30 protein-coding genes and 1 riboswitch are annotated in these 23,313 nt (G+C 41.7%); of the genes, 17 read left to right on the top strand and 13 right to left on the bottom strand.

Going from position 1 to position 23,313, the window contains the following annotated elements; translation table 11 throughout:
- Positions 1-54: 54 nt before the first annotated feature.
- The 4 genes from M1D84_RS04975 to M1D84_RS04990 form a co-directional block, all read right to left on the bottom strand.
- Positions 55-246: a hypothetical protein gene (locus M1D84_RS04975; RefSeq protein WP_248351505.1), complete on the bottom strand. Its 192-nt coding sequence runs from the start codon at positions 244-246 to the stop codon at positions 55-57.
- A gap of 25 nt (positions 247-271) precedes the next feature.
- Entirely contained in the window at positions 272-430 is a 159-nt protein-coding gene (locus M1D84_RS04980; protein WP_008360682.1) for a DUF1540 domain-containing protein, read from the bottom strand.
- 68 nt (positions 431-498) lie between these two features.
- Positions 499-1,545, bottom strand: coding sequence for a cytochrome d ubiquinol oxidase subunit II (locus M1D84_RS04985; RefSeq protein ID WP_257803074.1), 1,047 nt, complete (start codon positions 1,543-1,545; stop codon positions 499-501).
- A 22-nt stretch (positions 1,546-1,567) separates the two neighbouring features.
- Positions 1,568-2,899 (bottom strand): cytochrome ubiquinol oxidase subunit I, encoded by a 1,332-nt coding sequence (locus M1D84_RS04990; RefSeq protein WP_133744338.1) that lies wholly within the window; start codon positions 2,897-2,899, stop codon positions 1,568-1,570.
- Between the two features lie 176 nt (positions 2,900-3,075).
- Between M1D84_RS04990 and M1D84_RS04995 the strand changes: the two genes are divergently transcribed.
- On the top strand, positions 3,076-3,318 hold the full coding sequence (locus tag M1D84_RS04995) for a type B 50S ribosomal protein L31 (protein ID WP_024424931.1): 243 nt from the start codon (positions 3,076-3,078) through the stop codon (positions 3,316-3,318).
- A gap of 76 nt (positions 3,319-3,394) precedes the next feature.
- Here M1D84_RS04995 and M1D84_RS05000 read toward each other — a convergent pair whose 3' ends face one another.
- A complete protein-coding gene (locus M1D84_RS05000; RefSeq protein ID WP_024424930.1) occupies positions 3,395-4,378 on the bottom strand; it encodes a metal ABC transporter solute-binding protein, Zn/Mn family in 984 nt (327 codons plus the stop codon).
- A 214-nt stretch (positions 4,379-4,592) separates the two neighbouring features.
- Between M1D84_RS05000 and M1D84_RS05005 the strand changes: the two genes are divergently transcribed.
- Positions 4,593-5,159: a beta-class carbonic anhydrase gene (locus M1D84_RS05005; RefSeq protein WP_024424929.1), complete on the top strand. Its 567-nt coding sequence runs from the start codon at positions 4,593-4,595 to the stop codon at positions 5,157-5,159.
- A 1-nt stretch (position 5,160) separates the two neighbouring features.
- Here the strand turns inward: M1D84_RS05005 and yidD are convergent, their stop codons facing one another.
- Positions 5,161-5,385 (bottom strand): membrane protein insertion efficiency factor YidD, encoded by a 225-nt coding sequence (gene yidD / locus M1D84_RS05010; RefSeq protein WP_024424928.1) that lies wholly within the window; start codon positions 5,383-5,385, stop codon positions 5,161-5,163.
- Between the two features lie 126 nt (positions 5,386-5,511).
- Between yidD and M1D84_RS05015 the strand changes: the two genes are divergently transcribed.
- Both M1D84_RS05015 and M1D84_RS05020 read left to right on the top strand, forming a co-directional pair.
- Positions 5,512-5,985: an S-ribosylhomocysteine lyase gene (locus tag M1D84_RS05015; RefSeq protein ID WP_003217624.1), complete on the top strand. Its 474-nt coding sequence runs from the start codon at positions 5,512-5,514 to the stop codon at positions 5,983-5,985.
- Between the two features lie 118 nt (positions 5,986-6,103).
- On the top strand, positions 6,104-6,541 hold the full coding sequence (locus M1D84_RS05020) for a FixH family protein (protein ID WP_332285503.1): 438 nt from the start codon (positions 6,104-6,106) through the stop codon (positions 6,539-6,541).
- Positions 6,542-6,549: 8 nt separating this feature from the next.
- Here M1D84_RS05020 and ytzI read toward each other — a convergent pair whose 3' ends face one another.
- Entirely contained in the window at positions 6,550-6,696 is a 147-nt protein-coding gene (gene ytzI, locus M1D84_RS05025) for a YtzI protein (RefSeq protein WP_003217544.1), read from the bottom strand.
- Between the two features lie 131 nt (positions 6,697-6,827).
- On the opposite strand from ytzI, the gene M1D84_RS05030 reads away from it, so the two are divergent.
- The 4 genes from M1D84_RS05030 to M1D84_RS05045 all read left to right on the top strand — a co-directional run bounded on the left by M1D84_RS05030 (position 6,828) and on the right by M1D84_RS05045 (position 8,494).
- Positions 6,828-7,265, top strand: coding sequence for a Dps family protein (locus M1D84_RS05030; RefSeq protein ID WP_024424926.1), 438 nt, complete (start codon positions 6,828-6,830; stop codon positions 7,263-7,265).
- A gap of 127 nt (positions 7,266-7,392) precedes the next feature.
- Positions 7,393-7,584, top strand: a complete 192-nt coding sequence (locus tag M1D84_RS05035) for a hypothetical protein (protein ID WP_024424925.1) — start codon at positions 7,393-7,395, stop codon at positions 7,582-7,584.
- A 153-nt stretch (positions 7,585-7,737) separates the two neighbouring features.
- Entirely contained in the window at positions 7,738-8,142 is a 405-nt protein-coding gene (locus M1D84_RS05040) for a phage holin family protein (RefSeq protein WP_024424924.1), read from the top strand.
- Between the two features lie 43 nt (positions 8,143-8,185).
- A complete protein-coding gene (locus M1D84_RS05045) occupies positions 8,186-8,494 on the top strand; it encodes a hypothetical protein (RefSeq protein ID WP_024425787.1) in 309 nt (102 codons plus the stop codon).
- A gap of 28 nt (positions 8,495-8,522) precedes the next feature.
- On the opposite strand, the gene M1D84_RS05050 is transcribed toward M1D84_RS05045, so the two are convergent.
- Together M1D84_RS05050 and M1D84_RS05055 are read right to left on the bottom strand one after the other, a co-directional pair.
- A complete protein-coding gene (locus M1D84_RS05050; RefSeq protein WP_024424922.1) occupies positions 8,523-9,308 on the bottom strand; it encodes an AIM24 family protein in 786 nt (261 codons plus the stop codon).
- 22 nt (positions 9,309-9,330) lie between these two features.
- Entirely contained in the window at positions 9,331-9,942 is a 612-nt protein-coding gene (locus M1D84_RS05055) for a TerD family protein (RefSeq protein ID WP_232624226.1), read from the bottom strand.
- Between the two features lie 248 nt (positions 9,943-10,190).
- On the opposite strand from M1D84_RS05055, the gene ytkD reads away from it, so the two are divergent.
- Both ytkD and M1D84_RS05065 read left to right on the top strand, forming a co-directional pair.
- On the top strand, positions 10,191-10,667 hold the full coding sequence (ytkD, locus tag M1D84_RS05060; protein WP_025093666.1) for an RNA deprotection pyrophosphohydrolase: 477 nt from the start codon (positions 10,191-10,193) through the stop codon (positions 10,665-10,667).
- Positions 10,668-10,783: 116 nt separating this feature from the next.
- A protein-coding gene (locus tag M1D84_RS05065; RefSeq protein ID WP_206534229.1) for an IS3 family transposase occupies positions 10,784-11,934 on the top strand; the annotation gives its coding sequence in 2 pieces (ribosomal slippage) (positions 10,784-11,057 and positions 11,057-11,934; 1,152 coding nt in all).
- A gap of 56 nt (positions 11,935-11,990) precedes the next feature.
- On the opposite strand, the gene M1D84_RS05070 is transcribed toward M1D84_RS05065, so the two are convergent.
- Genes M1D84_RS05070 through M1D84_RS05080 form a run of 3 tightly spaced genes read right to left on the bottom strand, consistent with a single transcriptional unit; the run spans position 11,991 to position 14,559 of the window.
- A complete protein-coding gene (locus tag M1D84_RS05070; protein WP_370880888.1) occupies positions 11,991-12,737 on the bottom strand; it encodes an ABC transporter permease in 747 nt (248 codons plus the stop codon).
- 34 nt (positions 12,738-12,771) lie between these two features.
- Complete coding sequence (locus M1D84_RS05075) at positions 12,772-13,542, bottom strand: ABC transporter ATP-binding protein (protein ID WP_024426225.1); 771 nt, start codon at positions 13,540-13,542, stop codon at positions 12,772-12,774.
- Positions 13,543-13,557: 15 nt separating this feature from the next.
- Entirely contained in the window at positions 13,558-14,559 is a 1,002-nt protein-coding gene (locus M1D84_RS05080; RefSeq protein ID WP_024426224.1) for an ABC transporter substrate-binding protein, read from the bottom strand.
- Positions 14,560-14,733: 174 nt separating this feature from the next.
- Between M1D84_RS05080 and M1D84_RS05085 the strand changes: the two genes are divergently transcribed.
- The 6 genes from M1D84_RS05085 to M1D84_RS05110 are packed head-to-tail and all read left to right on the top strand — an operon-like array spanning position 14,734 to position 19,869.
- Positions 14,734-15,462, top strand: coding sequence for a carotenoid biosynthesis protein (locus M1D84_RS05085; RefSeq protein WP_212051420.1), 729 nt, complete (start codon positions 14,734-14,736; stop codon positions 15,460-15,462).
- Positions 15,431-16,177, top strand: coding sequence for a lysophospholipid acyltransferase family protein (locus M1D84_RS05090; RefSeq protein WP_332285496.1), 747 nt, complete (start codon positions 15,431-15,433; stop codon positions 16,175-16,177). The genes M1D84_RS05085 and M1D84_RS05090 overlap by 32 nt, the downstream gene beginning before the upstream one ends.
- Entirely contained in the window at positions 16,162-17,289 is a 1,128-nt protein-coding gene (locus tag M1D84_RS05095; RefSeq protein ID WP_332285495.1) for a glycosyltransferase family 2 protein, read from the top strand. Before M1D84_RS05090 ends, M1D84_RS05095 begins: the two co-directional genes overlap by 16 nt.
- On the top strand, positions 17,286-18,797 hold the full coding sequence (locus M1D84_RS05100; protein WP_185853786.1) for a phytoene desaturase family protein: 1,512 nt from the start codon (positions 17,286-17,288) through the stop codon (positions 18,795-18,797). Before M1D84_RS05095 ends, M1D84_RS05100 begins: the two co-directional genes overlap by 4 nt.
- Positions 18,794-19,588, top strand: a complete 795-nt coding sequence (locus tag M1D84_RS05105; RefSeq protein WP_332285493.1) for an alpha/beta hydrolase family protein — start codon at positions 18,794-18,796, stop codon at positions 19,586-19,588. Before M1D84_RS05100 ends, M1D84_RS05105 begins: the two co-directional genes overlap by 4 nt.
- 38 nt (positions 19,589-19,626) lie before the next feature.
- Positions 19,627-19,869 (top strand): DUF2584 domain-containing protein, encoded by a 243-nt coding sequence (locus M1D84_RS05110; RefSeq protein ID WP_025092385.1) that lies wholly within the window; start codon positions 19,627-19,629, stop codon positions 19,867-19,869.
- 41 nt (positions 19,870-19,910) lie between these two features.
- Here M1D84_RS05110 and pckA read toward each other — a convergent pair whose 3' ends face one another.
- Positions 19,911-21,497, bottom strand: a complete 1,587-nt coding sequence (gene pckA, locus M1D84_RS05115) for a phosphoenolpyruvate carboxykinase (ATP) (protein ID WP_024424910.1) — start codon at positions 21,495-21,497, stop codon at positions 19,911-19,913.
- A 226-nt stretch (positions 21,498-21,723) separates the two neighbouring features.
- A riboswitch (SAM riboswitch) is annotated at positions 21,724-21,858 on the top strand.
- A gap of 195 nt (positions 21,859-22,053) precedes the next feature.
- On the opposite strand from pckA, the gene metK reads away from it, so the two are divergent.
- Positions 22,054-23,256 carry a methionine adenosyltransferase gene (gene metK, locus M1D84_RS05120; protein WP_024424909.1) on the top strand — a complete coding sequence of 401 codons (1,203 nt, stop codon included), beginning with the start codon at positions 22,054-22,056 and terminating at the stop codon, positions 23,254-23,256.
- Positions 23,257-23,313: the final 57 nt, after the last annotated feature.

Consider the following 23,313-nt stretch of genomic DNA (forward strand, 5'->3'; position numbering starts at 1 on the left):
AAAGTTTTTCCTTCCTGTCTGAACAAAAAAGAAAGAGCGGTGATCCGCTCTTTCTTACTCTTCAACCAGCTCGCTGTCATAAGCAAGCTGTCCGATATACTGATGAATTTCACTTGGTATGTTTGATGCATGTCCATATTCATAATCCCAAAGATTTAAAAAGGAGTGAGCGGCTTGGTGGAATGCGGCTTCATCCGCGTCATGAATTTCGTCAAAAAACGTTTGAAGCAGCCGATCGTGTTTCAAATTGAAGCGCCTCCTTTAATGAGACTTAAAGGTCTTGTGGTTTAAACGTTTTACAATCCGTTTCTTCACTTTTCTCAGCCGTATTTCCTGTGTGGCTGACGACATAGATTGCATCTGCACCACAGCGGTTTCCAGCATTCCAATAGGAACAGTTATTGACTTCACAAAGGATTTTTTGACTCATACAGATGACCTCCTTTTGAGTATGTCTTTCATCTATAATGTAACCGAAATGGGGCTCGTCCATTCATGTTAATCTTCCTGACGAATATAGCGCTTATCCTTCATAAATAATTTCCAGAAGAAATAAAATCCGGGAAACAAGATGATAAACCCTACAATATAGGTGATAAATAATGCCCTAAATGTGACAGGGTCTGTAAATCCAGACATGATTGTAATATCTGGATAAGCCATGTAAGGCAAATGGGCACGCCCATACACATAGCTTGCTAAGAAATATTGAATGGTAATTGCAATGACGGCAAGGCGTGGTCTCCCTTTCCGATGCTTAAACCGGCTGTTTGGTAAAAATAGAGCCAGTCCTGCGAGCAAAAACATTAAGAGAGATACAAGAAGAATAGGAATGTTCTGCATCATTTTTGTGAACAGCCAATTGGCCTCGCTTCGTAATGTCAGCATGATAAAAAAGGCCATCATGAGTGAAAGTGGACCTGTAATGAGCGCCCCTCTTCTATAAATGCTGTAAGCTTCATCTTCATTAGCTACATTAGAGAAATCAGCTAAAAGCAAGGACGAAAGAAAAAGGGTGCTGAAAATGGCAAAGCCGATAAAAGAATAGACATTTGCACTTGTAAAGACCAGTCCAAGATCTAATGAGTAGACGTTGTTCTCCTGAAAGATAAAGCCACCATGGGTGATTGGGAGAACCATGATCAGGATGGACGGAATGATAAAGCCACTGATTCCTGAAATGTAAGTCACCGCTTTTCGGTATTTCTTAGGCAGTGAATGAGAAAACACGAGAAACCCGCTTCGCAGTGCAAGAAGCAATAAAATAATGCTGCCGGGTATTAATAAAACGGTACCAAGTACAAAGGTCGCACCTGGAAACAGGCTGAACAATGCGACAACGATGGCGACAATAAAGACGTTTGTCACTTCCCATGTTGGAGAAAGATACTTATTCGCGATATTAGCTGCCTTTGTTTGTTCTCTATTCATATAAATCATCGACCAAAATCCTGCGCCGAAATCCATTGATGCCATCACTGCATAGATAAAAACGAATCCCCATAAGATGGTGATTGCAATGAGCGCATCAGTTGTAACATCCATTTGCATCAAGATCGCTCCCTTTTTAAGATTCTGTTAACCGTAGGTCTTCTTCAATCGTATGTTTCCTAAAGTAGTAAGTCAGCACTATGACGGTTGCTATGCCTAAGATGAGATAGACAATGGCAAAAAGGATAAAAAGTGTCCCGATCGAGCCTGATGATGTGACAACCTCTGAGGTTTTGAGCATTCGATAAATAACCCATGGCTGGCGGCCTGTACAAGCAAAAATCCAGCCAAATTCAATAGCCAAAAGACTAAGAGGCCCGCCGAATAAGTAAAGAAAAAGAAGCCACTTCGGAAATTTGTCCCGTTTTAAAATTTTACGGTAAAGCAGCGCTAATACCGCAAATAGAATGAGCACCGATCCAATAATGACCATGCCGTTAAATAATGTGTGTATAAATAAAGGCGGCCACTCGTCACGAGGAAAATCATTTAAGCCTTTGACCACTGTATCGAAGCTATTTCCTGCCAGAAAACTGAGCGCCCAAGGAATTTCGATCGCACCTTTAATTTCCTGCGAATCAGCATCCGTAAAACCACCTATTGCAAGAGGCGCATGTGATTGCGTTTCAAATAAACCTTCAGCTCCAGCCAGCTTTTCAGGCTGATATTCATACAGAAGCTGAGCGGATTCGTGGCCATTTAAGGCTGTTAGAAAAGAGAAAAGTCCTCCTACAATGAGTCCAAGAAAAAGGGCTTTTCGATGAAATGTATAGAGCTTCTCATTTTTTCTCGTTTTGAGCATTTTAAAAGCTGCAACTGAAGCAATCACAAAAGCACCTGTTGTAAAAGCAGACAGCACAACATGTGTAGCAGTTACAGCAAAGCTTGGATTGAAAAAGGCCTTCCAAGGCTCGATATTTGTGATTTCTCCATTCACCATCTGAAAGCCAGCAGGTGTCCCTTCAAAAGCATGTACGTTTGTAATTAGAATCGCTGATGCAGCTGCACCAATGACGATAAAAATAACCGTAATGATGCGCATTGCATTCGATAGGCGATCCGCTGCGTAAACATAAATAGACATAAATAATGCTTCTATAAAGAACGCATAGATTTCAATCTGGAATGGCAGTGACATGACCTTTCCGATGACCTCCATAAAACCTGGCCATAAAAGGGCAAGCTGCGTACCAGCAATAGTACCTGTTGGAATGGCGACCCCTAACAGAACAGCCTGTGCTTTTGTCCACCGCTTGGCCATGATGGCATAATGCGGGTCCTTCGTTTTTTGATAGATGAGTTCAGCTAACAAAATCATTAGCGGGATGCCAACGCCAAGCGAGGCATAAATAATATGAAAGCCCATGGTTGTGCCGAACAGGCTTCTAGCTAAAACGAGATCAGTCAATTTTTTCTCCGCCTTTCTTATCGCTTCTCTTTTTCATGATGCTTATTATTCTCCACCATTTTTAGATTATTCTTCCTGACTAAGAAAGCTTGTTTTTTGACAAGTTGTAAAAGAGGGAGTAGAATATAAATATAAAGCGTAATCATTACGTTTTATTAACGAAAGGAGTTTTGACATTGAAAAGAGATATTCATCCAACCTCACATGAAGTTGTATTTATGGACGTAAACAGCGGTTACCGCTTCTTGAGTAGATCAACAAAGACATCAAACGAGACAGTAGAGTGGGAAGATGGGAAAACGTATCCTGTCATTAAAGTAGAAACAAGCTCTGATACGCATCCTTTTTATACAGGACGTCAAAAATTCGGAGAAAAAGGCGGAAGAGCTGAGCAGTTTAAGAAAAAATATCAAATGTAATCAAAAAAGCACGCCTGATAACGGTGTGCTTTTTTTACAGCAAAAAACCCCGGGTGATCAACCAGGGTTCAAAGCATTAATCATTTAATGCAGTTTTTAAAGTCTTTAAGTTTTGTTTCATTAAGCTGACGTAGCTTTCGCCATTTTTGACATCATCCTCAGTAATGGATTCTAGATTTTTAAGGGTCAAGCTTTTTGCCCCAATTTCACTGCGGATTGTATCTGATACTTTGCTGCTGACGTTGTTTTCAAAAATAACGTATTGAATGTGATGCTTTTCCGCTTTTTGTACAATGTTTTCGAGCTGTTTTTGTGATGGCTCCTCAGAAGCGGATAACCCTAAAACACTGATTTGCTCAATGCCATAGCGCTTTTCCCAATAACCATAAGCTGCGTGAGAAACAAGAATTTCTTTATGTTTCGCTTTAGATAACGTTGTTTTAAATTCTTGATCTAACGATTGCAAATCTTTTTTTAGATGTTCATAGTTTTTTGTGTATTCGTCTTTATGATCTGGATCTAAAGAGACGAGTGTGTCTTTAATGTTTTTCGCCATTTGCTGTGCATAAACCGGGTCTAACCATGCATGAGGGTCTTTATCTCCGTGATCGTGCCCGTCATGATCATGGTCTTCACCTTCATGGTCATGATCTTCGCCTTCTTCATGTGCATGTTCTTCATTTGTCGATAACAATTTGATGCCTTCGGCTGCTTTGACTGTTTTCACACCTTGGTCTTTTAAAGTGGCAGCAGTTTTGTCTGCGAATGCTTCAGCCCCTGTGCCGCTGTAGATAAAGGCATCACCTTCAGCCATTTCAACCATTGTTTTTGAACTTGGTTCAAAGCTGTGTGCATCTGCATTTGCAGGATACACGCTTTGAGCATGAACGTGAGAACCGCCAATTTTTTCAGTGAAATCTTGAATTGGGAAGATCGTGGTGTAAATGATTAGTTTCCCGTCTGCCTTTCCTTTTGAAGCATTAGTGCCCGCACTGCTTGAGCAAGCGGCAAGACCGATCGCGAATAAAGCAGCTGTTAAAATAAAAAAGATTTTTTTCATGTAGAAAATGTCTCCTCTCAATCTAATAGATAGAAATGATTACGATTTAATGTCCTGAGTTATTGTATCGTAATAATTACGATTTGAAAAGAGGAAAATAAAAAATTTTCATCAGCAGATGTTTCCTTTAAAAAAATAAGCTGCAACACGTGACGAAATTTCTTACATTGTGCTATATTTATTTTTAAAAAAAGATAAAGGAATGGACAAACGTATGAAACTTTTAGATGAAATCATCGAATATAATCAACAATTTATTGAAGAAAAGAAATACGAAGAATTTACAACAACAAAGTTTCCACAGAAAAAAGCTGTCATTCTATCATGTATGGATACAAGACTTGTTGAACTGCTTCCGCGTGCCATGAACATGAAAAATGGTGATATTAAGATTGTCAAAAGTGCTGGGGCGCTTGTTTCTCATCCATTTGGAAGTATTATGCGAAGCATTTTAGTTGCTGTTTACGAATTAAATGCTGACGAGGTATATGTCATTGGGCACCATGATTGCGGGATGAGCAAAATAGACAGCCAAACACTTTTAAATAAAGCCGTTGAGCGCGGTATTCCAGAAAAACGTATTGAAGTACTGGAATACTCAGGAATTGACTTTAAACAGTGGCTCAAAAGCTTTAGTTCAGTCGAAGAGAGCGTGAAGGACAGTGTGTCTGTAGTAAAAAATCACCCGCTTCTTCCATCAGATGTACCTGTACACGGGCTTGTCATTGACCCTGGAACAGGGAAGCTTGACTTAGTTGTCAACGGATATGAAGAAAAGTAAGTTACTTTTCCTTTTTAGGCGGGACAGGATCGATGCCGCCAGGGTGAAGTGGATGACATTTCAAAATCCGTTTTATGGTGAGCCAGCCGCCCTTGACCGCGCCATGCGTTTTGATCGCCTCAAGTCCATAGTTTGAGCATGTTGGATAAAACCGGCAGCTTGGCGGTGTCAGAGGGGAAATACATTTTTGATAAAAGCGTATCATGCCGATAAAAATTTGTTTCATAGAGGTTCCTCCTTGTCTGTCTTCCACAGTATAAGAAAAAAGAACAAGGAAGGAAAGTTTTATAAACTAAACTGGTCGGAGAAATATGTTATAATATAGGAAATTGCAATTATAGGAGTGGTGATTATGCCTTCAGTCGAAAGCTTTGAACTTGATCATAATGCTGTAAAAGCGCCATATGTTCGTCATTGCGGCGTTCATAAAGTGGGATCAGATGGGGAAGTAAATAAATTCGATATTCGTTTTTGTCAGCCCAACAAGCAGGCGATGAAACCTGATACGATTCATACATTAGAGCATTTGCTTGCGTTTAATATTAGAACACACTCAGAGAAATATGATCATTTTGATATCATCGATATTTCTCCAATGGGCTGCCAGACGGGCTACTATTTAGTTGTCAGTGGTGCACCAACTCCAAAAGAGATCGTAGAACTTCTTGATGCAACATTCAAGGATGCGGTTGAAGTAACAGAAATTCCTGCTGCAAATGAAGAGCAATGCGGCCAAGCGAAGCTTCATGATCTTGAAGGGGCAAAACGTTTAATGCGTTTCTGGCTTTCCCAGGATCAAGAAGAGCTTTTAAAAGTATTTGGTTAATAGAATGATGAACCGGACATTTAGATGTCCGGTTTTTTATTTGAATTTAAACAGAGATGTCAAAATAGGGGATATTTGTTAAAATGGACATGTCAGTAAAAGAAGGGGGAAACGCAGGATGCGAAAAATGTTGGGAATGATTCTGATGCTTACGTTATTGAGTGCATGTGGAAACTCTGCAGCAAATAGCGGCAAAGGGGAAGTACCTGAGCTATTAGAAGTAAAGCTCACAGGACCTGAGCAAGTGGATAAAAATGAAAGCGTTATAGTAAAAGCAGCTGTCACATACGGTGATACGCCTGTTGATGATGCAGATGATGTTCAATTTGAAGTGTGGAAAGATGGCGACAAGGATAACAGCAAGATGATTCAGCCAAAGAAAGAAAACAAAGGTGTATACGAATTGCACACAGCCTTCAAAAAAGATGGCCTTTATATCATACAAGTCCATGTGACAGCTAAACAGCAGCATAATATGCCGAAAACGAACATCCACGTAGGTGAGGTGAAAAAAGAGAGTTCAACTACTGCAGAAGAAGAAACCTCACATCATTAAAAGCGGATTTATTTTGGATTAGGACGTTGATTTGGTTCTGCATCCTGTGGTGAATCGACTTTATGCTTATATTCATAAGCTTTCGATGTCGTCCACAATGATAAAAAGACAACGATTGAGATAATGATAAAACTGATAATCCCAAGTAACAGCATCTAACTCCCTCCTTATTTCCATATTAACATATATTTCATGCAGTCAAAATAGAAGAAATTGACGGCAGGTTTCAGTATAATAAGAAAAGGGTATTCTCATACTAAACGCAATTACATAAGGAGGAATAAATATGTCTGAACAATTATTAAACGTCGTCAATAAACAAGTAGCTGATTGGACTGTGCTTTACGTGAAATTACATAACTATCATTGGTATGTAAAGGGGAAAGATTTCTTTACACTCCATGAGAAATTTGAGGAACTATATACAGAAACAGCTACATATATTGATGATTTGGCTGAGCGTATGCTTGCTTTAAATGGACAGCCTGTTGCGACAATGAAAGAGTGCTTAGAAATTTCCAGCATTCAAGAAGCAGAAGGCAAAGAATCAGCGGAGCAAATGGTGAAAAATCTATATGATGATTTCTCCAATATCGCTGAGGAATTAAAGCAAGGAATGGAGCTGGCTGCAGAGGTTGGCGATGAAACTACAGGTGATATGCTGCTTGCGATTCATCAATCCATTGAAAAACACAACTGGATGCTTAAAGCATATTTAGGATAATACACGTATGTGAAAAGAATGTCGGTCATCAATAGACCGACATTCTTTTTTTATTGGAATCGGGACAGACAGCCCATTGAAATCATAGGGCTTTCAGCCGAAGAGAAAAGAGAAGGGAGGGAAGAAGATGTCTTCTATTGCAGGAATGATGAGTCAGCAAGTAGCGAGCATTCAAAAGACACTCAATATTAGTTTGTTGAATTCACAGCTTGCTACGAATACAGCACAAGCTATGGTGATGCTGGATCAAGTGCAGCAGCAGCCTCAAGCTGTTCAGCCAAAGGATTCAGATGCTTCATTTATTGATGTCAGAGTCTAAAAAGAGAAGTCGCCTCATGGGCGGCTTTTTTGGTCTCATTCGTCTACTTGAATACATAACAGCGCCTTTATTTTTTGTCGTCCAAGCTATTGCGAGAATTCGGCATATACTATTGAGGTAAGGAGTTCCACTTTGAAAGGATGTTGATGCCAAGTGAGCAAGGATTTAGGCATCTTTTCGTTGGTTACAGTGAGTTTGTCGGCGATGGGCTTTCTGTTTGGTGGAGCAGGATATTTACTGATGATTTTAGTGACGTTGATGGCTATTGAATTAATTTGTTCAAGCCTAAGAGAATCTTTGACTGGGCAGCTCACAATGAAGCGGTTTTTAACGCGGCTTGTTCGAAAGGTCGTGACCGTCTCCTTAATATCTATGGCACATTTCTTCGATGTCATGCTGAAGACAAATGGGACGATTAAGGATTTAGCGATCATCTTTTATATTATTTATGAATCTTACCAAATCGTCTCGACAGCCAGAGCCCTTGGAGTTCCCATTCCACAGTTGTTTATTGATGTATTGGACATGTTGAAAAATAAATTGCGCAAAAAGCCGTAATTTCCTCATATCTGGTCATACTAAAGGAAAAAGGATGATTCGGATGGCGAGACACACATACTATGTATCCGTACAAGATGGATCGATATCGCAGCATAGAGATGCAGCGGCTTGGCAATTTCAAATAGAAGCAGATGATGATCAAATTTTGCAGCTGAGAGACTACTTCGATGAACAGTATATGACAGATTGGAAAGGCTTCTTTCGGGCGCATGTTCCGTTTCTTGAATATCATTATGATAGTCCAAATGATGAAATGGATAGAAAAAGAAAAGAGATTTACACAATGATTTATGAGCTCGGCAATGAAGAAACAAGGAGCTTTATTGAGACAAATGGTTTGATGAATTGAAAAAGCATGTAGAGAATCTCTACATGCTTTATTTTCGTGGTTGTAAAATGCCTCCGATCAAATCACTGATCCCGCCGCCTCTATTTTCTTGCTGTGAATTGGTGAATTCATGAGAGGAGCTCTGGCTCTGAGGTTTGTAGCGATTATCATCTAAGCCCACCCGTAAGCCAGATGTGCGCTCAGATGGCTGGATAATGACGATTTGATCTTGTTCCTGGAACTCAAATAAGTAGGATTCGCCAGATGTTTGTCCAATGAAAGTTTTCCAGTTCACATCGAGTTTGACCTTCGGTGCTTTGCCTGTCCAAGCAACAATTGCGTCAGGGTCTACACGGCAGGGGGCTTTTAAAATGAGCGGATTTCCATTCGTTTTAATAGCGACTTGCGCTCCGTGCCCTTGATAAGAGAGTTTTGATGTAAACAGTCCTTTCTGTGATAAAATACCAACGCCTACTGGTGTGACGCCGTAATGGCATTCCTCAGTAAAGGCAAGTAAATCTTCACTTTCTACACTTACATGCTGCCAAGGACCGCTTGGCTCAAGATTAATTACTGTTACATGCTCGCTTGCATCCGCCAAGTAGCAAGTACCTTGTCCACTCACTTCCATCATCTCAAGGTTTTCACCTGTGAATTTCCTGCTGATATGGTTAAATACTTGGCTGACCATATTTCCTTTATTCGTTCCAAGTAATCGCTTGCGGTATTGGAAACTTCCTTGATCAGCAATCATGGCGCCTTTTTTGGCAAAAAAGATTCCGCTGCCTTCTGCTTGTAAGGTAAGTTCTTCTATCGTGTTGAAATGAAATCCCATAGGTGCCGGCTCCTTTCCTGCGTCATGATGTAAATCCGTAGATGCGGCATAAATCATTTAAATCTAGAGTAGTCCCTTGCCCGGTCGCCGTGATTTTCCATTCCTCCTGATCTCTCGTGAGTTCAGCGCATATAATGGATGTACAATACGAATAATCCTCTGTTAACTGAAAGGTACAAATCTCTTGCTGCGAGATTTGATCCGTCAGTCGCACGTAGGCATTGGTGACTTGTCCAAAATGATGCTGGCGTTCGTGTGCATCATGTATCGTGGCTGTGACGACAATTTTATGAATATCAGGTGAGACTCTGCTTAATTGCATAATAATCATTTCATTGTCTCGATACCCTCCGCCAAATTGATGATCACCAAGATGACGAACAGCTCCATCTAAGCTTTGCTGCTGGTGATAATAGATCAGATGCTTAGGAGACAACAGCTTGTCCTCTTCATTTAAAAGAAAGACTTGCGTATCTAAATCAATTGGCTGACCAGCCAGGTCCCAGCCAAGCCCGATATGAATTTGGTCGACCGCTGGATTGTCTTTTGTTAAATCTAACTTTTGCCCTTTCATGAGGTGTTTCTTGATCACCTCATGGGGTGCGTTTTGTTTTGACCCATTTTTTATACTCATGCTGATTTCCTCCTCGTTGTCATAGGACAAACACTGATTCATTTACGTCATATAGGGATAAAAGGTTTCATGATTAAAATTGGGTGAAGTTGGAGATAATAAAAAGGTTTTAGCAACAATACCTCATTTTAGATACAGACGAGTTGGAACCACTCGTTTGTTTCACTTTTGATAAAAATTCTTCAGATAAATGTGATCTGTGGTATGATGTTTTACAAGAAGCAAGGACAGGATATGAGGGATTTCACATGCATGTATTTAAAGACTATTATCATAATACGGTCAAGCTCTCTTTTGAGGAGAAGCCTTTTTCAAGTCATCCTAAGCATGTTTGGGCCATCTGCCGCTACCAAGGGAAATGGCTGCTCACTGAACATGAGGATCGGGGCTATGAGTTTCCAGGAGGGAAAGTTGAGCCGGATGAAGAAGCAGACCAAGCCGCTATACGGGAGATTCAAGAAGAGACGGGTGCTGTTGTTCGTGAATTAACGTATATTGGTCAATATCAGGTGCTGGGCAGAGAAAAGGTCATTGTCAAGAATATTTATTTCGCTGATATTGAAAAGCTAGTGAAGCAAGACACGTATTTTGAAACGAAAGGACCCGTTCTTTTCGCAGACTTGCCAAGATCCATCGCCAAAAATAAGAATTTCAGTTTTATTATGAAAGATGATGTGTTAAGACAAAGTCTTGCTTATTTAGAAAAGAACGGTTTGATTCGTTAAAAAAAGCGCAGGGGTGACAATGGGACTGACCCCATAAGATGAGACAAATAAAAAACACCTTCAAGTTTGAAAACGGATCGTTGTAATCCGAAATAAAACATGGAGGTGTTTTTTCTATGGGGACAAGAGTGAGTTATCCGGTTGAAGTCAAGCAGAAGGCTGTAGACATGAGATTGGCAGGCGTATCTATGAAAGAGATCATGCAGGAATTGAATATCAAAAATAAAACGCAGGTTCAGACATGGGTGAGGTGGCATAAGGCTGGGGATACACACCGGTTCGAACAGCCTGTTGGAAAACAATATACCTATGGAAAGGGTCCCGAGTACTCTTCCGAATTAGAGAGACTGCAGGCAGAAAATCGCTATCTGAGTCAACAGAATGAAGTTTTAAAAAAGTACAACGAATTGGAAAGGAAGTTGATAAGGAAACGTCAATCAAACTAGTAGAAGAATTGTGCAAAATGATGACAGTACAGGACATTTGTGTCCATTTAAGCATCTCTCGCGCTTCGTACTATAGATGGAAAAAAGATCTGACTCAGAATCATTCTAAAAAACAACTAGAGAAGCAAATCGGCACGTTGTGCCGAGAGCACAAGTATCGATATGGATACCGAAAAATCACAGCCTTACTAAAAGTGAGAATGCGTATTAACCATAAAACTGTTCAACGTATCATGCAGAAAAACCAGTGGCAGTGCCGGGTTAAAATGAAAAAGCGTAAGAAGAATGGGCAGCCCTATGCCGTGGCCGGTAATATACTGGATCGGAACTTTCAGTCTGATCGTCCTCTTGAAAAACTAGTAACGGACATCACGTATTTGCCTTATGGACAGAAACAATTGTACCTTTCCAGTATATTGGATTTATATAATGGAGAAGTGATTGCGTTTACGATTGGTGATAAGCAGGACACAGACTTTATTTTAAACACACTTGATCAGCTCCCAGCACTGCCTGAAAACTGTGTGTTACATAGCGACCAAGGTTCTGTGTATACATCTTACGAGTATCAGAAAGCTGTTCATATAAAAGGCATTACCATGAGCATGTCCCGTAAAGGGACGCCCGCTGATAATGCCTCCATCGAATCGTTTCATTCCTCGCTAAAGTCTGAAACGTTCTATCTTAACAGCATTGATCGAACTACGACCACCATCGTAGAACGCACTGTCAAAGAATACATTTATTATTATAACAACATTCGTATTCAAACAAAACTAAACAACCAATCACCGATCAACTATCGGCAATTGGCTGTATAAAGGTGTTTTGATCCCTGTCTCAAAAACGGGGGTCAGTCCCCAATCCCTGTGCCTTTTTATTTTTGAAGAAAACGGCGTTCGAGCCATTCCACAAGCTGGTACATGATGGTCGCAAACACGGCAATAATGAAAAGACTTAAGAACACGAGTGTAAAGTTGAAGACTTGAAAGCCGTAAATGATCATGTAGCCGAGCCCTTTTGAGGAAACAAGAAATTCCCCTACAATAACCCCAACCCAAGAAAGGCCGACATTGACCTTGATGGCAGAAATCATCGTTGGAATACTAGCTGGCAAAATGACCTCGCGAAAGACGACGCTTTTTTTCGCACCAAAGGTTTTCATCACCTTTAAATAATTCTCATCGACCTCTTGAAAGGCTGTATATATGACGATCGTCGTAATGATCACACTAATGATTGCGCCCATGGCAACGATGCTGATCATGCCAGGCCCAAGGGCAACAATTAAAATCGGAGCGAGGGCAACTTTTGGCATGGCATTTAAAATGACTAAATAAGGATCAAGAACGTTTGCCAGGCGGGTAGACCACCATAAGGCGGCAGCGAGCAAAATACCGCAAAAGGTACCAAGTAGAAATCCGAGCACCGTTTCAAATAATGTAATACTCATATGATTCATTAAAGACCCATCGGATATTTTTTGTACAAATAATTGGCAGACTGCTGATGGTGAACTAAATATCAGTGGATCGATAAGACGAAAATGACTGGCAAGCTCCCAAAGCGAAAAGAAGCTGGCGAAAATAATGAACTGATAGATTCGGGTCATGCGTTTTTCCATTCGGTATTTTTTGCGATAGGCTTCATGTAAAAGGTCACTGTGTTTCAACTGTTTTCAGCTCCTTCCAAATCGTTTGAAAGAGCTCTTGGAAACTCTGGGTCTGTCTTGCATCGAAAGGAGAAAGAGTCCTCAGTTCATCTGGAACGGTAAAAATTCTCTTGATTGAGCCAGGATGCTTAGAGAATAAGAAAATGCGGTCACTCATCGCAATGGCTTCGCCAATGTCATGTGTCACAAGGACCGCTGTTTTTTGATAGTTTTTGAGTGTATGAAAGACGAGATCCTCTAAAGTGAGTTTGGTTTGATAGTCTAGAGCTGAAAAGGGTTCATCTAGTAAAAGCAGACCGGGATTCACTGCAAGCGTTCGGGCGAGAGCCGCACGCTGCCTCATACCGCCTGACAGCTCCTTCGGGTATTTTTCCTCTACATCATGAAGGCCAAGCTTAGGCAGTAAGCCAAGAGCGGCGGAGGTGGCTTCATGTGAATCTTGCTTGGTGATTTTTAACCCGAGAATGATATTTTCCTTGATGGTTTTCCAAGGAAACAAATAATCTTGCTGGAGCATGTATCCGATTTGATGCTCTTTTTGATTCGGTTCTTTTCCTTCGATTAAAATTCGGCCTTCAGAGGGCGGCGTTATTCCTGCAATGATAGACAGCAGGGTGGTTTTTCCGCAGCCGCTGGGACCAATAAATGAGATAAATTCTCCTTGGTCTATCTCCATATTGATATGCTGTATGGCCGTTGTTTTTTCTTTTAAAGAGAAGTACGTGTGGGTCACATGGTCAATTTGAAGGAAAGACATGTGCTACCTCCTATTCTATTTATGTTCTGTGACCTTCTTTGCAATGGATGAATTGACAAGTTGTTTGTACGGGATAAATTTCGGCAATTCATCGCTCTCCTTCATGATTTCCTGCAATTTGTTCCATTCCTCTTCATTCAGAAGGGGATCTGTTGCATAGGAGTCCTGCTGTTTGTAGCGTTTAATGGCAGTTGATAAAACATCAAGTTCTGTGTCAGGAAAATGAGATTGAATGGTTTTGGCAATCTCCTCCGGCTGCTTGGCTTCTACCCATTTCTGCGCTTTGTAAATGGCGCGAGTGAAGGCTTCAGCTGTTTCTTTGTTTTCCTCTAAGTAACTCTTCTTTGCCATGAAGGTGGTATACGGCACCTTTCCGGAAGCCTCTCCAAAGGAGGCGGTAATGTACCCTTTGCCTTCTTTTTCAATTAAGGATGCTGTCGGTTCGAATAACTGCACAAAATCGCCAGTTCCAGAGGAGAAAGCACCTGAAATGTTGGCAAAATCAATATTTTGAATCATGCGGAGATCCTTTTTTACATCAATGCCTTCCTTTTTCAGGACATATTCACCGACCATTTGCGGCATGCCGCCTTTCCGCTGTCCAAGAAAGTCTTTTCCTTTTAATTGATCCCAAGAGAATTCGCTCACTTTCTCCCTTGAAACAAGAAATGTACCGTCTGTTTGTGTCAGCTGTGCAAAGTTGATGACAGAGTCTTTTGTGTCTTGAGCCTCTACATAGATAGAGGATTCAGATCCGGTCAGGGCGATATCTGCACCGCCGGATAAGAGAGCTGTCATCGTTTTATCACCGCCCCAAGTCGTTTTTAATTCAACCTCTAGCCCTTCTTCTTTGAAGAAATCCTCAGATAAGGCAACATATAGCGGAGCATAAAAAACCGAATGGGTCACCTCGGCTACTTGTACGGTCTGCTCTTGTTCTTTTTTACAGGCGACAAATGGAATAAAGAGCAGGACAACGACGATGAATGCCAGTCTGACTTTGATGGAACGATTCAAGAGTAATTCGCCTCCTTTGTTCTAGATCACTAATTAAAGTATGTCAAAAGGGATTTTTGGTGAGTGCCTAGATGAAAATAAGAAGCGCATTGTTTATTTATAGAACGTGTCTTTTTTTCTATACTAGAAGCATGAATACTTTCTTGAATTTGGCAGAAACAAAGGGGCGGTTTCGTGTATAGAGTGAGTTGGGTATTTCTTGGATGGTATTTAGTAGGACTCATATTAATGGTCTCTTTTGAAGTGCCAGCATGGCTTCAGTTTGCAAATGGCATTTTCCTTGTGCTGTATGCCTGCTGTGTGATAGAAATTGGGCGAAATATTTATGGTTCATGGGGGTTTGTGATCAAAAGGGCAGCTATTGTCGGGGTGCTGACATTTACGGTTGAATGGATAGGGATCACAACCGGTTTTCCTTTCGGGGCCTATGACTATTATCCGACGTTAGGTTTTCTAGTGGCAGGGGTGCCTTTAACCATTGCTTTTGCATGGGTTGGTGTGTTTTTAAACAGCCTTTTTTTATCCAATCAGCAGTCAAAATGGAAACGAGCTGTCGAAACGGGGATATGGATTGTCTTGCTTGACCTCATATTAGACCCAGTAGCGGCTGAACGGAAATTTTGGGTGTGGTATGACGGCGGTGGTTTTTATGGTATTCCTTTTGAGAATTTTGTGAGCTGGGGTATGATTGGAGCAGGACTTTCCTTTCTCTTCCCGCTTGTTCAGATTGATCAAAAGGCTCTGAGCTGGACGAGCCGTATTTATCAGGCAATGGTGTTCTTTTTTGGTGTGTTGGCATTAAAGGGCGGGCTCGATGTCATTTTTTATTTAGCACTGATCATTGTTATTTTGTGTGAAGGAAGGGTTCAATTTGAAAGAAAGCGACAAAAGCCGATCGTTTAGACGTATATTTTCTCTTTATCTTGAGCGGTATTTACTTCATAAACATTTCCGCTCTGTGATGATGAAAGGCGCTGTGGACCCAAACGAGAAGCTGCCTGTTCTTTATCTCGCCAATCATAGCTCATGGTGGGATGGACTGATCATCTTTCTTTTAACAGAAAAAGCGTCCGAACTCGATCATTATATGATGATGGAGGAGAAACAGCTGAAGCAATATGCCTTTTTCCGAAAGCTTGGTGCCTTTCCGGTTCAGAAAAAGAATCTGAAAAGTGTGAAGCAAGCATTAATGACGGCAAAAGAGAACATGCAGGCTGGCGGGGCTATATGGCTTTTTCCACAGGGGAAAATCATGCATCAGGATATGCGGCCGCTTGAATTGGAGGGCGGGGCATCATTTTTAGTGAGACAATTTGAGCAAGTTGTCGTGAAGCCTGTGACCTTGCATTATACATTTAATCAATTTCAAAAACCGACAGTATCTGCTGTGTTTGGTGAAGATACCTTAGTATCTGGCGGAGAGCTTCGAAGCAAGGACGTGACGCATCTGCTTAGAGATCTGCTTGAAACGCAGCTAAATGCACATCAAGCACAGGTCATCGCAGATCCTGATTTTTCAACTAATCAAGAATTTAGACAGATGACGAGGACAAGTCAATCAACAAGTGATGCGTTTGATTCCTTTAAAAAGTGGGTGAAAACATGGCGGTCTTCTTAACCGTAATCAGTGTACTCTTGCTCTGTCAGTTTATTTTCACCATATGGAATATGAAGCAGCTTCCTGTTTTAAAGCCAGCACCCTTTTCGCCGGGTGAACCTATTTCATTATCAATTCTGATTCCAGCGAGAAATGAGGAAAAACGAATAGAAGCCTGTCTTCAGTCGATCGTTGATCAACGCTTTTATCCGAAAGAGCTCATCATCCTTGATGACCATTCGACAGATCAGACAAGAGCGATGGTGGAGCGGTTCGCAGAAAAATACCAGTGGATCCGTGTCCAGTCAGGTCAGCCATTAAAGCGGGGCTGGCTTGGTAAATCATATGCCTGCTCTCAGCTCGCTGAGGCAGCAGCTTCTGACTGGCTGCTATTTTTAGATGCGGATGTCCGGTTAAAAAGAGGGGCAGTTGAATCAGTATACAAGCAGTTATGTATGCAAAAAACGGGCATGCTGTCAGGTTTTCCAGAACAAAAAACAGGTACATTTTTTGAGCATCTTGTCGTTCCTATGATGATGTTTACCATTGGCTGTCATCTGCCAGTGAAATGGGTAAGAAAATCTAAGAACCCCGCTTTTGCCGCAGCACATGGTGGTTTTATTGCCATTGAAAAGAATTGTTATCACGACATCGGCGGGCATGAAGCGATCAAGGATTCACTCGTTGATGATATGGCCTTGGCTAGAAGGGTGAAGGAAAAAGGCTTTCCGTTCACACTTGCAAGCATTCATCCATTTGTGTATATGAGAATGTATGAAAGTGGACAAGAGGTTTGGGAAGGTTACCGCAAAAATTTGTTCCCGGGCGTGAATCGAAGCATTGCTTTGTTAAGCAGTGTCTTTTGTTTATACACCCTCCTTTATTTGGTTCCTGTCATTTGTTTCATGATCGCATTGTTTCAGCTGGATGTTTTGAGCATATGCTTAGCCATTCTTTGCTATGGGCTGGGTGTATCGATTAAAGCAGCAATTGATACTGAAAATGGGCGGACATCTGCGATGGCTTTTTTATTGCCGGTCAGTATTTTAAGCCTGATCGCCATTGGCTTTGCTTCTATGAAAATCGGTCTCAAAAAAGAAGGGTATGAATGGAAAGGGAGAAGGTACGAATGAAAAAAGTGATCATCATCGGCGGCGGACTTGGCGGATTATCAGCCGCGATCCGTCTACAGTCACGCGGGGTTCAGGTCACCATTTTAGAAAAAGAAGCGGCTTTAGGGGGGAAATTGCAACGCCATCACGAGGCAGGCTACTCTTTTGATTTAGGACCGAGCACCATTACAATGAAGGCCTATTTTGAAGAAGTGTTTACATCCTGTCATAGACGGATGGAGGATTATGTGACCTTTTATCCGATTTCTCCGCTGACCAAAAATATTTTTCCAGATGGACATACGGTCGAGTTTACGCCGAATATTGAGCAAATGGAATCACAAATTGCTGCATTCAGTCCTGAAGATGCGAAGCAATATCGCGCATTTTTACAGGAATCAAAGACGCTTTTTCAAAAGGCAGAGGAGCAGTTTTTAAATCGTTTGTTATTGAGCTGGAAGGATAAGGCGGATGTAAAGCTGATGAAAGCACTTCTTGCTGTCAAACCATTCACATCGGTTCAGCGCCTGCTGCGTCAATATTTCCGTCATCCCCATACATTGGCGATGTTTGGACGGTATGCCACTTATATTGGCTCTTCTCCCTACGAGGCGCCGGCTATTTTTAATATGATGGCATATTTAGAAGGAGAGAAAGGGATTTATGGAATACAGGGCGGTACATATCGTTTAGTTGAGGCATTTGAGACGCTGGCAAAAGAATTAGGCGTTCAGATTTATCTCAATGAACAAGTGAACAAGATTCATGTGAAGGATCGGCGGATCAAAGGAGTGGAGACGGATCAGCAGATGTATGAGGCAGATCAAGTCATTGCAGGAGCAGATGCGCTGACTGTATACCGTCATCTCATAGATGAAAAAGACCGTCCTCGTTTTTTAAATCAAAAATTGTCTGGCATTGAACCGTCGTTGTCGGGCTTTGTTCTCTTATTAGGAGTACCTAAAGTCTATGAACAGCTGGCTCATCACAATGTGTTTTTCCCTGAGGATTATGAGCAAGAATTCAAGGATATTTTTCAGAAAAAACAACTGCCTCAAGATCCGACGCTTTACATATGCTATTCAGGTCATTCAGAACCAGCTTTAAGCGGAGGACCGGGAAGAAGCAATCTGTTTGTACTGGCCAATGCACCTTATGTGACAAATGAGCAAGATTGGGACATGCTAAAGGAGACATATCGTCAGCATGTAAAAAACAAATTAATGGAAAAAGGTCTTTTTGATTTGGATGAGCTTATTGAATATGAAGCGGTTCAAACCCCGCTCGATCTGCAGCAGAAAACGGGGGCATATCGCGGAGCCATTTATGGCATGTCTTCAAACTCGTTCAAACAGGCGTTCTTTCGCATCAATAATCAGTCAAAAGATATTGAAGGACTTTGGTTTGTTGGAGGAACAAGTCATCCAGGCGGCGGCACGCCGATGGTGACAAAATCAGGCCAGCTTGTCGCAGAAGCGATGCTGAAGCAATGGACGTATTCAAAGATGAAAAGGAGAGAAATCGAGTGATTGTGGAAAAAAGAAGGTTTCCGTCGCCCCATCCGCATATTCACTTATATACAGTGACCTATGAGGCAGATGGACTTCGGATGAAAGGGCTGCTCGCTGAACCGGCCGGAGAAGGTCTCTACGACGGCTTTTTGTATTTACGAGGCGGCATTAAAAATGTGGGGATGGTCAGACCAGGCCGGATTGTGCAATTTGCCGCGCAGGGCTTTGTCGTCTTTGCTCCCTTTTACCGAGGAAACCAAGGAGGCGAAGGGAACGAAGATTTTGCCGGAGAAGATCGAAAAGATGCGTTCGCTGCCTTTCAGCTGTTAAAACAGCACAAAAAAGTGAAGAAGGACCGCATTCATATCTTTGGTTTTTCGCGAGGCGGTATTATGGGCATTTGGACCGCTGTTGAAATGAAACAGGATGCGGCTTCCTTTGTCACATGGGGAGGCGTCAGTGACATGAAACTGACTTATGAAGAGCGTGTGGATATGAGACGGATGATGAAGCGTGTGATTGGCGGACCGCCGCATAAGGTGCCAGAGGCATATGAGAACAGAACCCCTTTAAATGATGTGGACAAAATTGAAGCACCTGTCCTTATCATCCACGGAGAAGAAGATCAAAATGTATCGATTGAGCATGCGTATTTGTTAGAAGATGCGCTGCGCCAGCACGGAAAGTCCGTGGAGACATGGTATTTCCACGGATACAACCACTATTTCCCGCCGCAGCATAATCGAGAAATTGTGAGAAGGCTGACCACATGGATGCACAGCCGAAAAAGCGGAAATGTGGTAAAATAAGCAGTATAACGAATATAGAAAGTAGGGGGATTTTCATTATGGGAATGCCTGTTGAATTTAATACAATGATTGTCACAAAGGGAAAAGAGACAAGAATTGAAGAAAATGTATTTGAACTCATGAAGGATGGATACCGCATTTATCCATTAAATATTCCACTTGAGGTGCGCAAAACGAAAGACGGAGAAAAAACTGGGACAGCACATGTTGAAAAGCTGGAGCTGACAGACAATGTCACGAAGGTGACGTACCGTCTTGTGTCATTGCATTCAACCAACTAAAAAAGCTGAGGGATTGAATCTCCTCAGCTTTTTTCATTTGGTTATACGAGTGGTCCGCCTTTGGCTTCAATGTCACTTGCCGCGTGGCTGAATTTTTGGAAGTTCTTTTTAAATTCATTGGCAAGGAAGTGTGCTTTTTCTTGATAAGCCTCTTGGTCATCCCATGTCTTAGCAGGTTGAAGCACTTCATCTGGTACACCAGGAATATGAAGCGGGATGTGTAATCCAAAGATGTCATCAGTGATCATCTCGGCATTGTCAAGGTCACCTTCGATTGCTGCCTGCACCATTGCTCTTGTATGAGCGAGATTCATTCGTTTGCCTGTACCATAGCCACCGCCAGTCCAGCCTGTATTCACAAGGAATACTTTTGCACCGTGCTCATCAATCTTTTTGCCAAGCATTTCAGCATAGACGTGAGCTGGAAGCGGAAGGAATGGTGAACCGAAGCAAGTAGAGAATGTCGTTTCTGGTGATGTGACACCTCGCTCAGTTCCAGCTAATTTACTTGTGTACCCGCTCAAGAAATGGTACATTGCCTGCTCTTTTGTTAAACGGCTGATTGGAGGTAAGACGCCAAACGCATCAGCTGTTAAGAAGACAATAGCAGATGGATGTCCTGCGATACTTGGTTTCACGATGTTATCAATCATTTCGATTGGGTAAGCAGCGCGTGTATTTTCAGTAAAGAAGGTATCATCATAATCCGCTTCACGTGTTTCTTCATCAAGCACAACGTTCTCAAGAACTGATCCGAAGCTGATCGCTTTGTAGATCTGCGGTTCTTTTTCTTCACTTAAGTTCACACATTTCGCATAGCATCCGCCCTCGATATTGAAGACCCCTGTGCCAGACCAGCCGTGTTCATCGTCTCCGATCAGCTTGCGGCTTGCGCTTGCAGAAAGCGTCGTTTTCCCCGTACCTGAAAGTCCGAAGAATAGGGCCACATCGCCTTCTTGACCTACGTTTGCTGAGCAGTGCATGGATAAAATGTCTTGCTCAGGAAGCAGGTAGTTCATCACAGAGAAAATGGACTTTTTCATTTCTCCTGCATATTCTGTTCCACCGATAAGTATCGTGCGTTTTTCAAAAGAAACGATGATAAACGTTTCAGAGTTTGTGCCATCTGTTGCAGGATCTGCTTTAAAGTGCGGTGCAGATAAGATGGTGAAAGGTTTTTCGTTTGAAGAAGGTGTTGACCCGTCAGGTCTGATAAATAGCTGCTTGGCAAAAAGATTGTGCCATGCGAATTCGTTTACAACTGTAATCGGCATACGATATCTTTCATCAGCGCCTGCAAACCCTTCAAAGACGAATAGTTCATCACGTTCTTTTAAGTATGACACAACCTTTGTATATAAACGGTCAAATGCTTCTTTGGAGATCGGCTGGTTTACTTGACCCCAATCGATTTTATGTTCAGAGCTTTCTTCTTTGACGATAAATTTATCTTTAGGCGAACGTCCTGTATAGGCTCCAGTTGTAGCGCGGACAGCTCCAGTTGATGTTAAAACGCCTTCATTACGTGCCAAAATCTTTTCAACAAGTTTCGGAACAGATAAATTTTGGTGCGTATTTTCTAATGAGAGCAATGACTGCAAATCTTCTTTTAAATCCACTGAGTTCATAAAAAAACCCTTCCTTTACCGTTGAATTTGTTTGTTTCGATTAGTATAACACATTGATAATAATAGTCTATACTATTTAAAAATTTTTGTGTGTGTTTTTTCATTTCTGCTATGAAAATATGCTTTTTGGTGATGCTAATGGTGAGGAGAAAAAAGAGGGAGATAATTCTTATGAAGCATTGACATGACGCAAGGGTTTAAGATAAGATATCTTATTGAACGGATACTCTTATCCCGAGTTGGTGGAGGGACAGGCCCGATGAAGCCCAGCAACCGGTTTCTTATGAAAAAGGCATGAAAATGCTGAGAAACCAAGGTGCTAACCTGATGCAAGGTACAAGAACACCTTGAGCGATAAGAGTGAAAGGCATGCGATCTCAGACCCTTTCCTCGCAATGAAGGAAATGGTTTTTTTATTTTTGGGATATCATATGAACAAATTGCCAATAACATCTCTAATATAAACGTTTTCAAATATAAGAGGGAACGAGTTCCGTATCATATTGGAGGCCTCATCTTGGGATGATGTGGTCTTGTACAGGAGGAAATAGCCATTATGAGTCAAAATCGTCGTTTATTTACTTCAGAATCAGTGACAGAAGGACATCCGGATAAAATCTGTGATCAAATTTCAGACAGCATTTTGGATGAAATTTTAAAGAAAGATCCAAATGCACGTGTTGCCTGTGAAACTTCTGTTACAACCGGTCTCGTATTAGTAAGCGGTGAAATTACAACGTCTACTTATGTCGATATTCCAAAGACGGTGCGTGACACAATTAAGGAAATTGGCTACACACGTGCGAAATATGGTTTTGATGCGGAAACATGTGCGGTACTTACATCAATTGATGAACAGTCTGCTGATATTGCGCAAGGTGTAGACAAAGCGCTTGAAGCACGTGAAGGAACAATGACTGAAGAAGAAATTGATGCGATTGGTGCAGGTGACCAAGGATTGATGTTTGGTTTTGCCAATAACGAAACCGAAGAGCTCATGCCGCTGCCAATTTCACTAGCGCATAAATTATCTCGCCGTTTAACAGAAGTACGCAAGAATGAAACACTTGCATACCTTCGTCCAGACGGAAAAACACAAGTTACAGTTGAATATGATGAGCAAAACAAACCAGTTCGTATTGACACAGTGGTTATTTCTACGCAGCATGCACCAGAAGTGACGCTTGAACAAATTCAAAGTGACTTAAAAGAGCATGTCATCAGTCCTGTCGTTCCAAGTGAACTGATTGATGAACAGACAAAATACTTTATTAACCCAACTGGCCGTTTCGTGATCGGTGGACCTCAAGGGGATGCTGGTTTAACTGGACGTAAAATCATCGTTGATACGTATGGCGGATACGCTCGTCATGGCGGCGGTGCTTTCTCAGGTAAGGATGCAACGAAGGTTGACCGTTCTGCGGCATACGCTGCACGTTACGTAGCGAAAAACATCGTAGCTGCCGGCCTTGCAGATTCTTGTGAAGTACAGCTTGCTTATGCAATTGGGGTTGCACAGCCTGTATCGATTTCAATTGATACATTCGGAACAGGAAAAGCTTCAGAAGAAAAATTAATTGAAGTGGTTCGTGCAAACTTTGATCTTCGTCCAGCTGGCATTATTAAAATGCTTGACCTGCGCCGTCCGATCTACAAACAAACAGCTGCATACGGGCATTTCGGCCGTCACGACTTAGATCTTCCGTGGGAAAAAACGGATAAAGCCGATACACTTCGCAAAGAAGCATTGGGACAATAACAACATAAAAAACCGCTTATTTTAAGCGGTTTTCCTTTTGATTAAAAAAAAATCTGC

The organism is Bacillus sp. PK5-006, assembly GCF_054161415.1.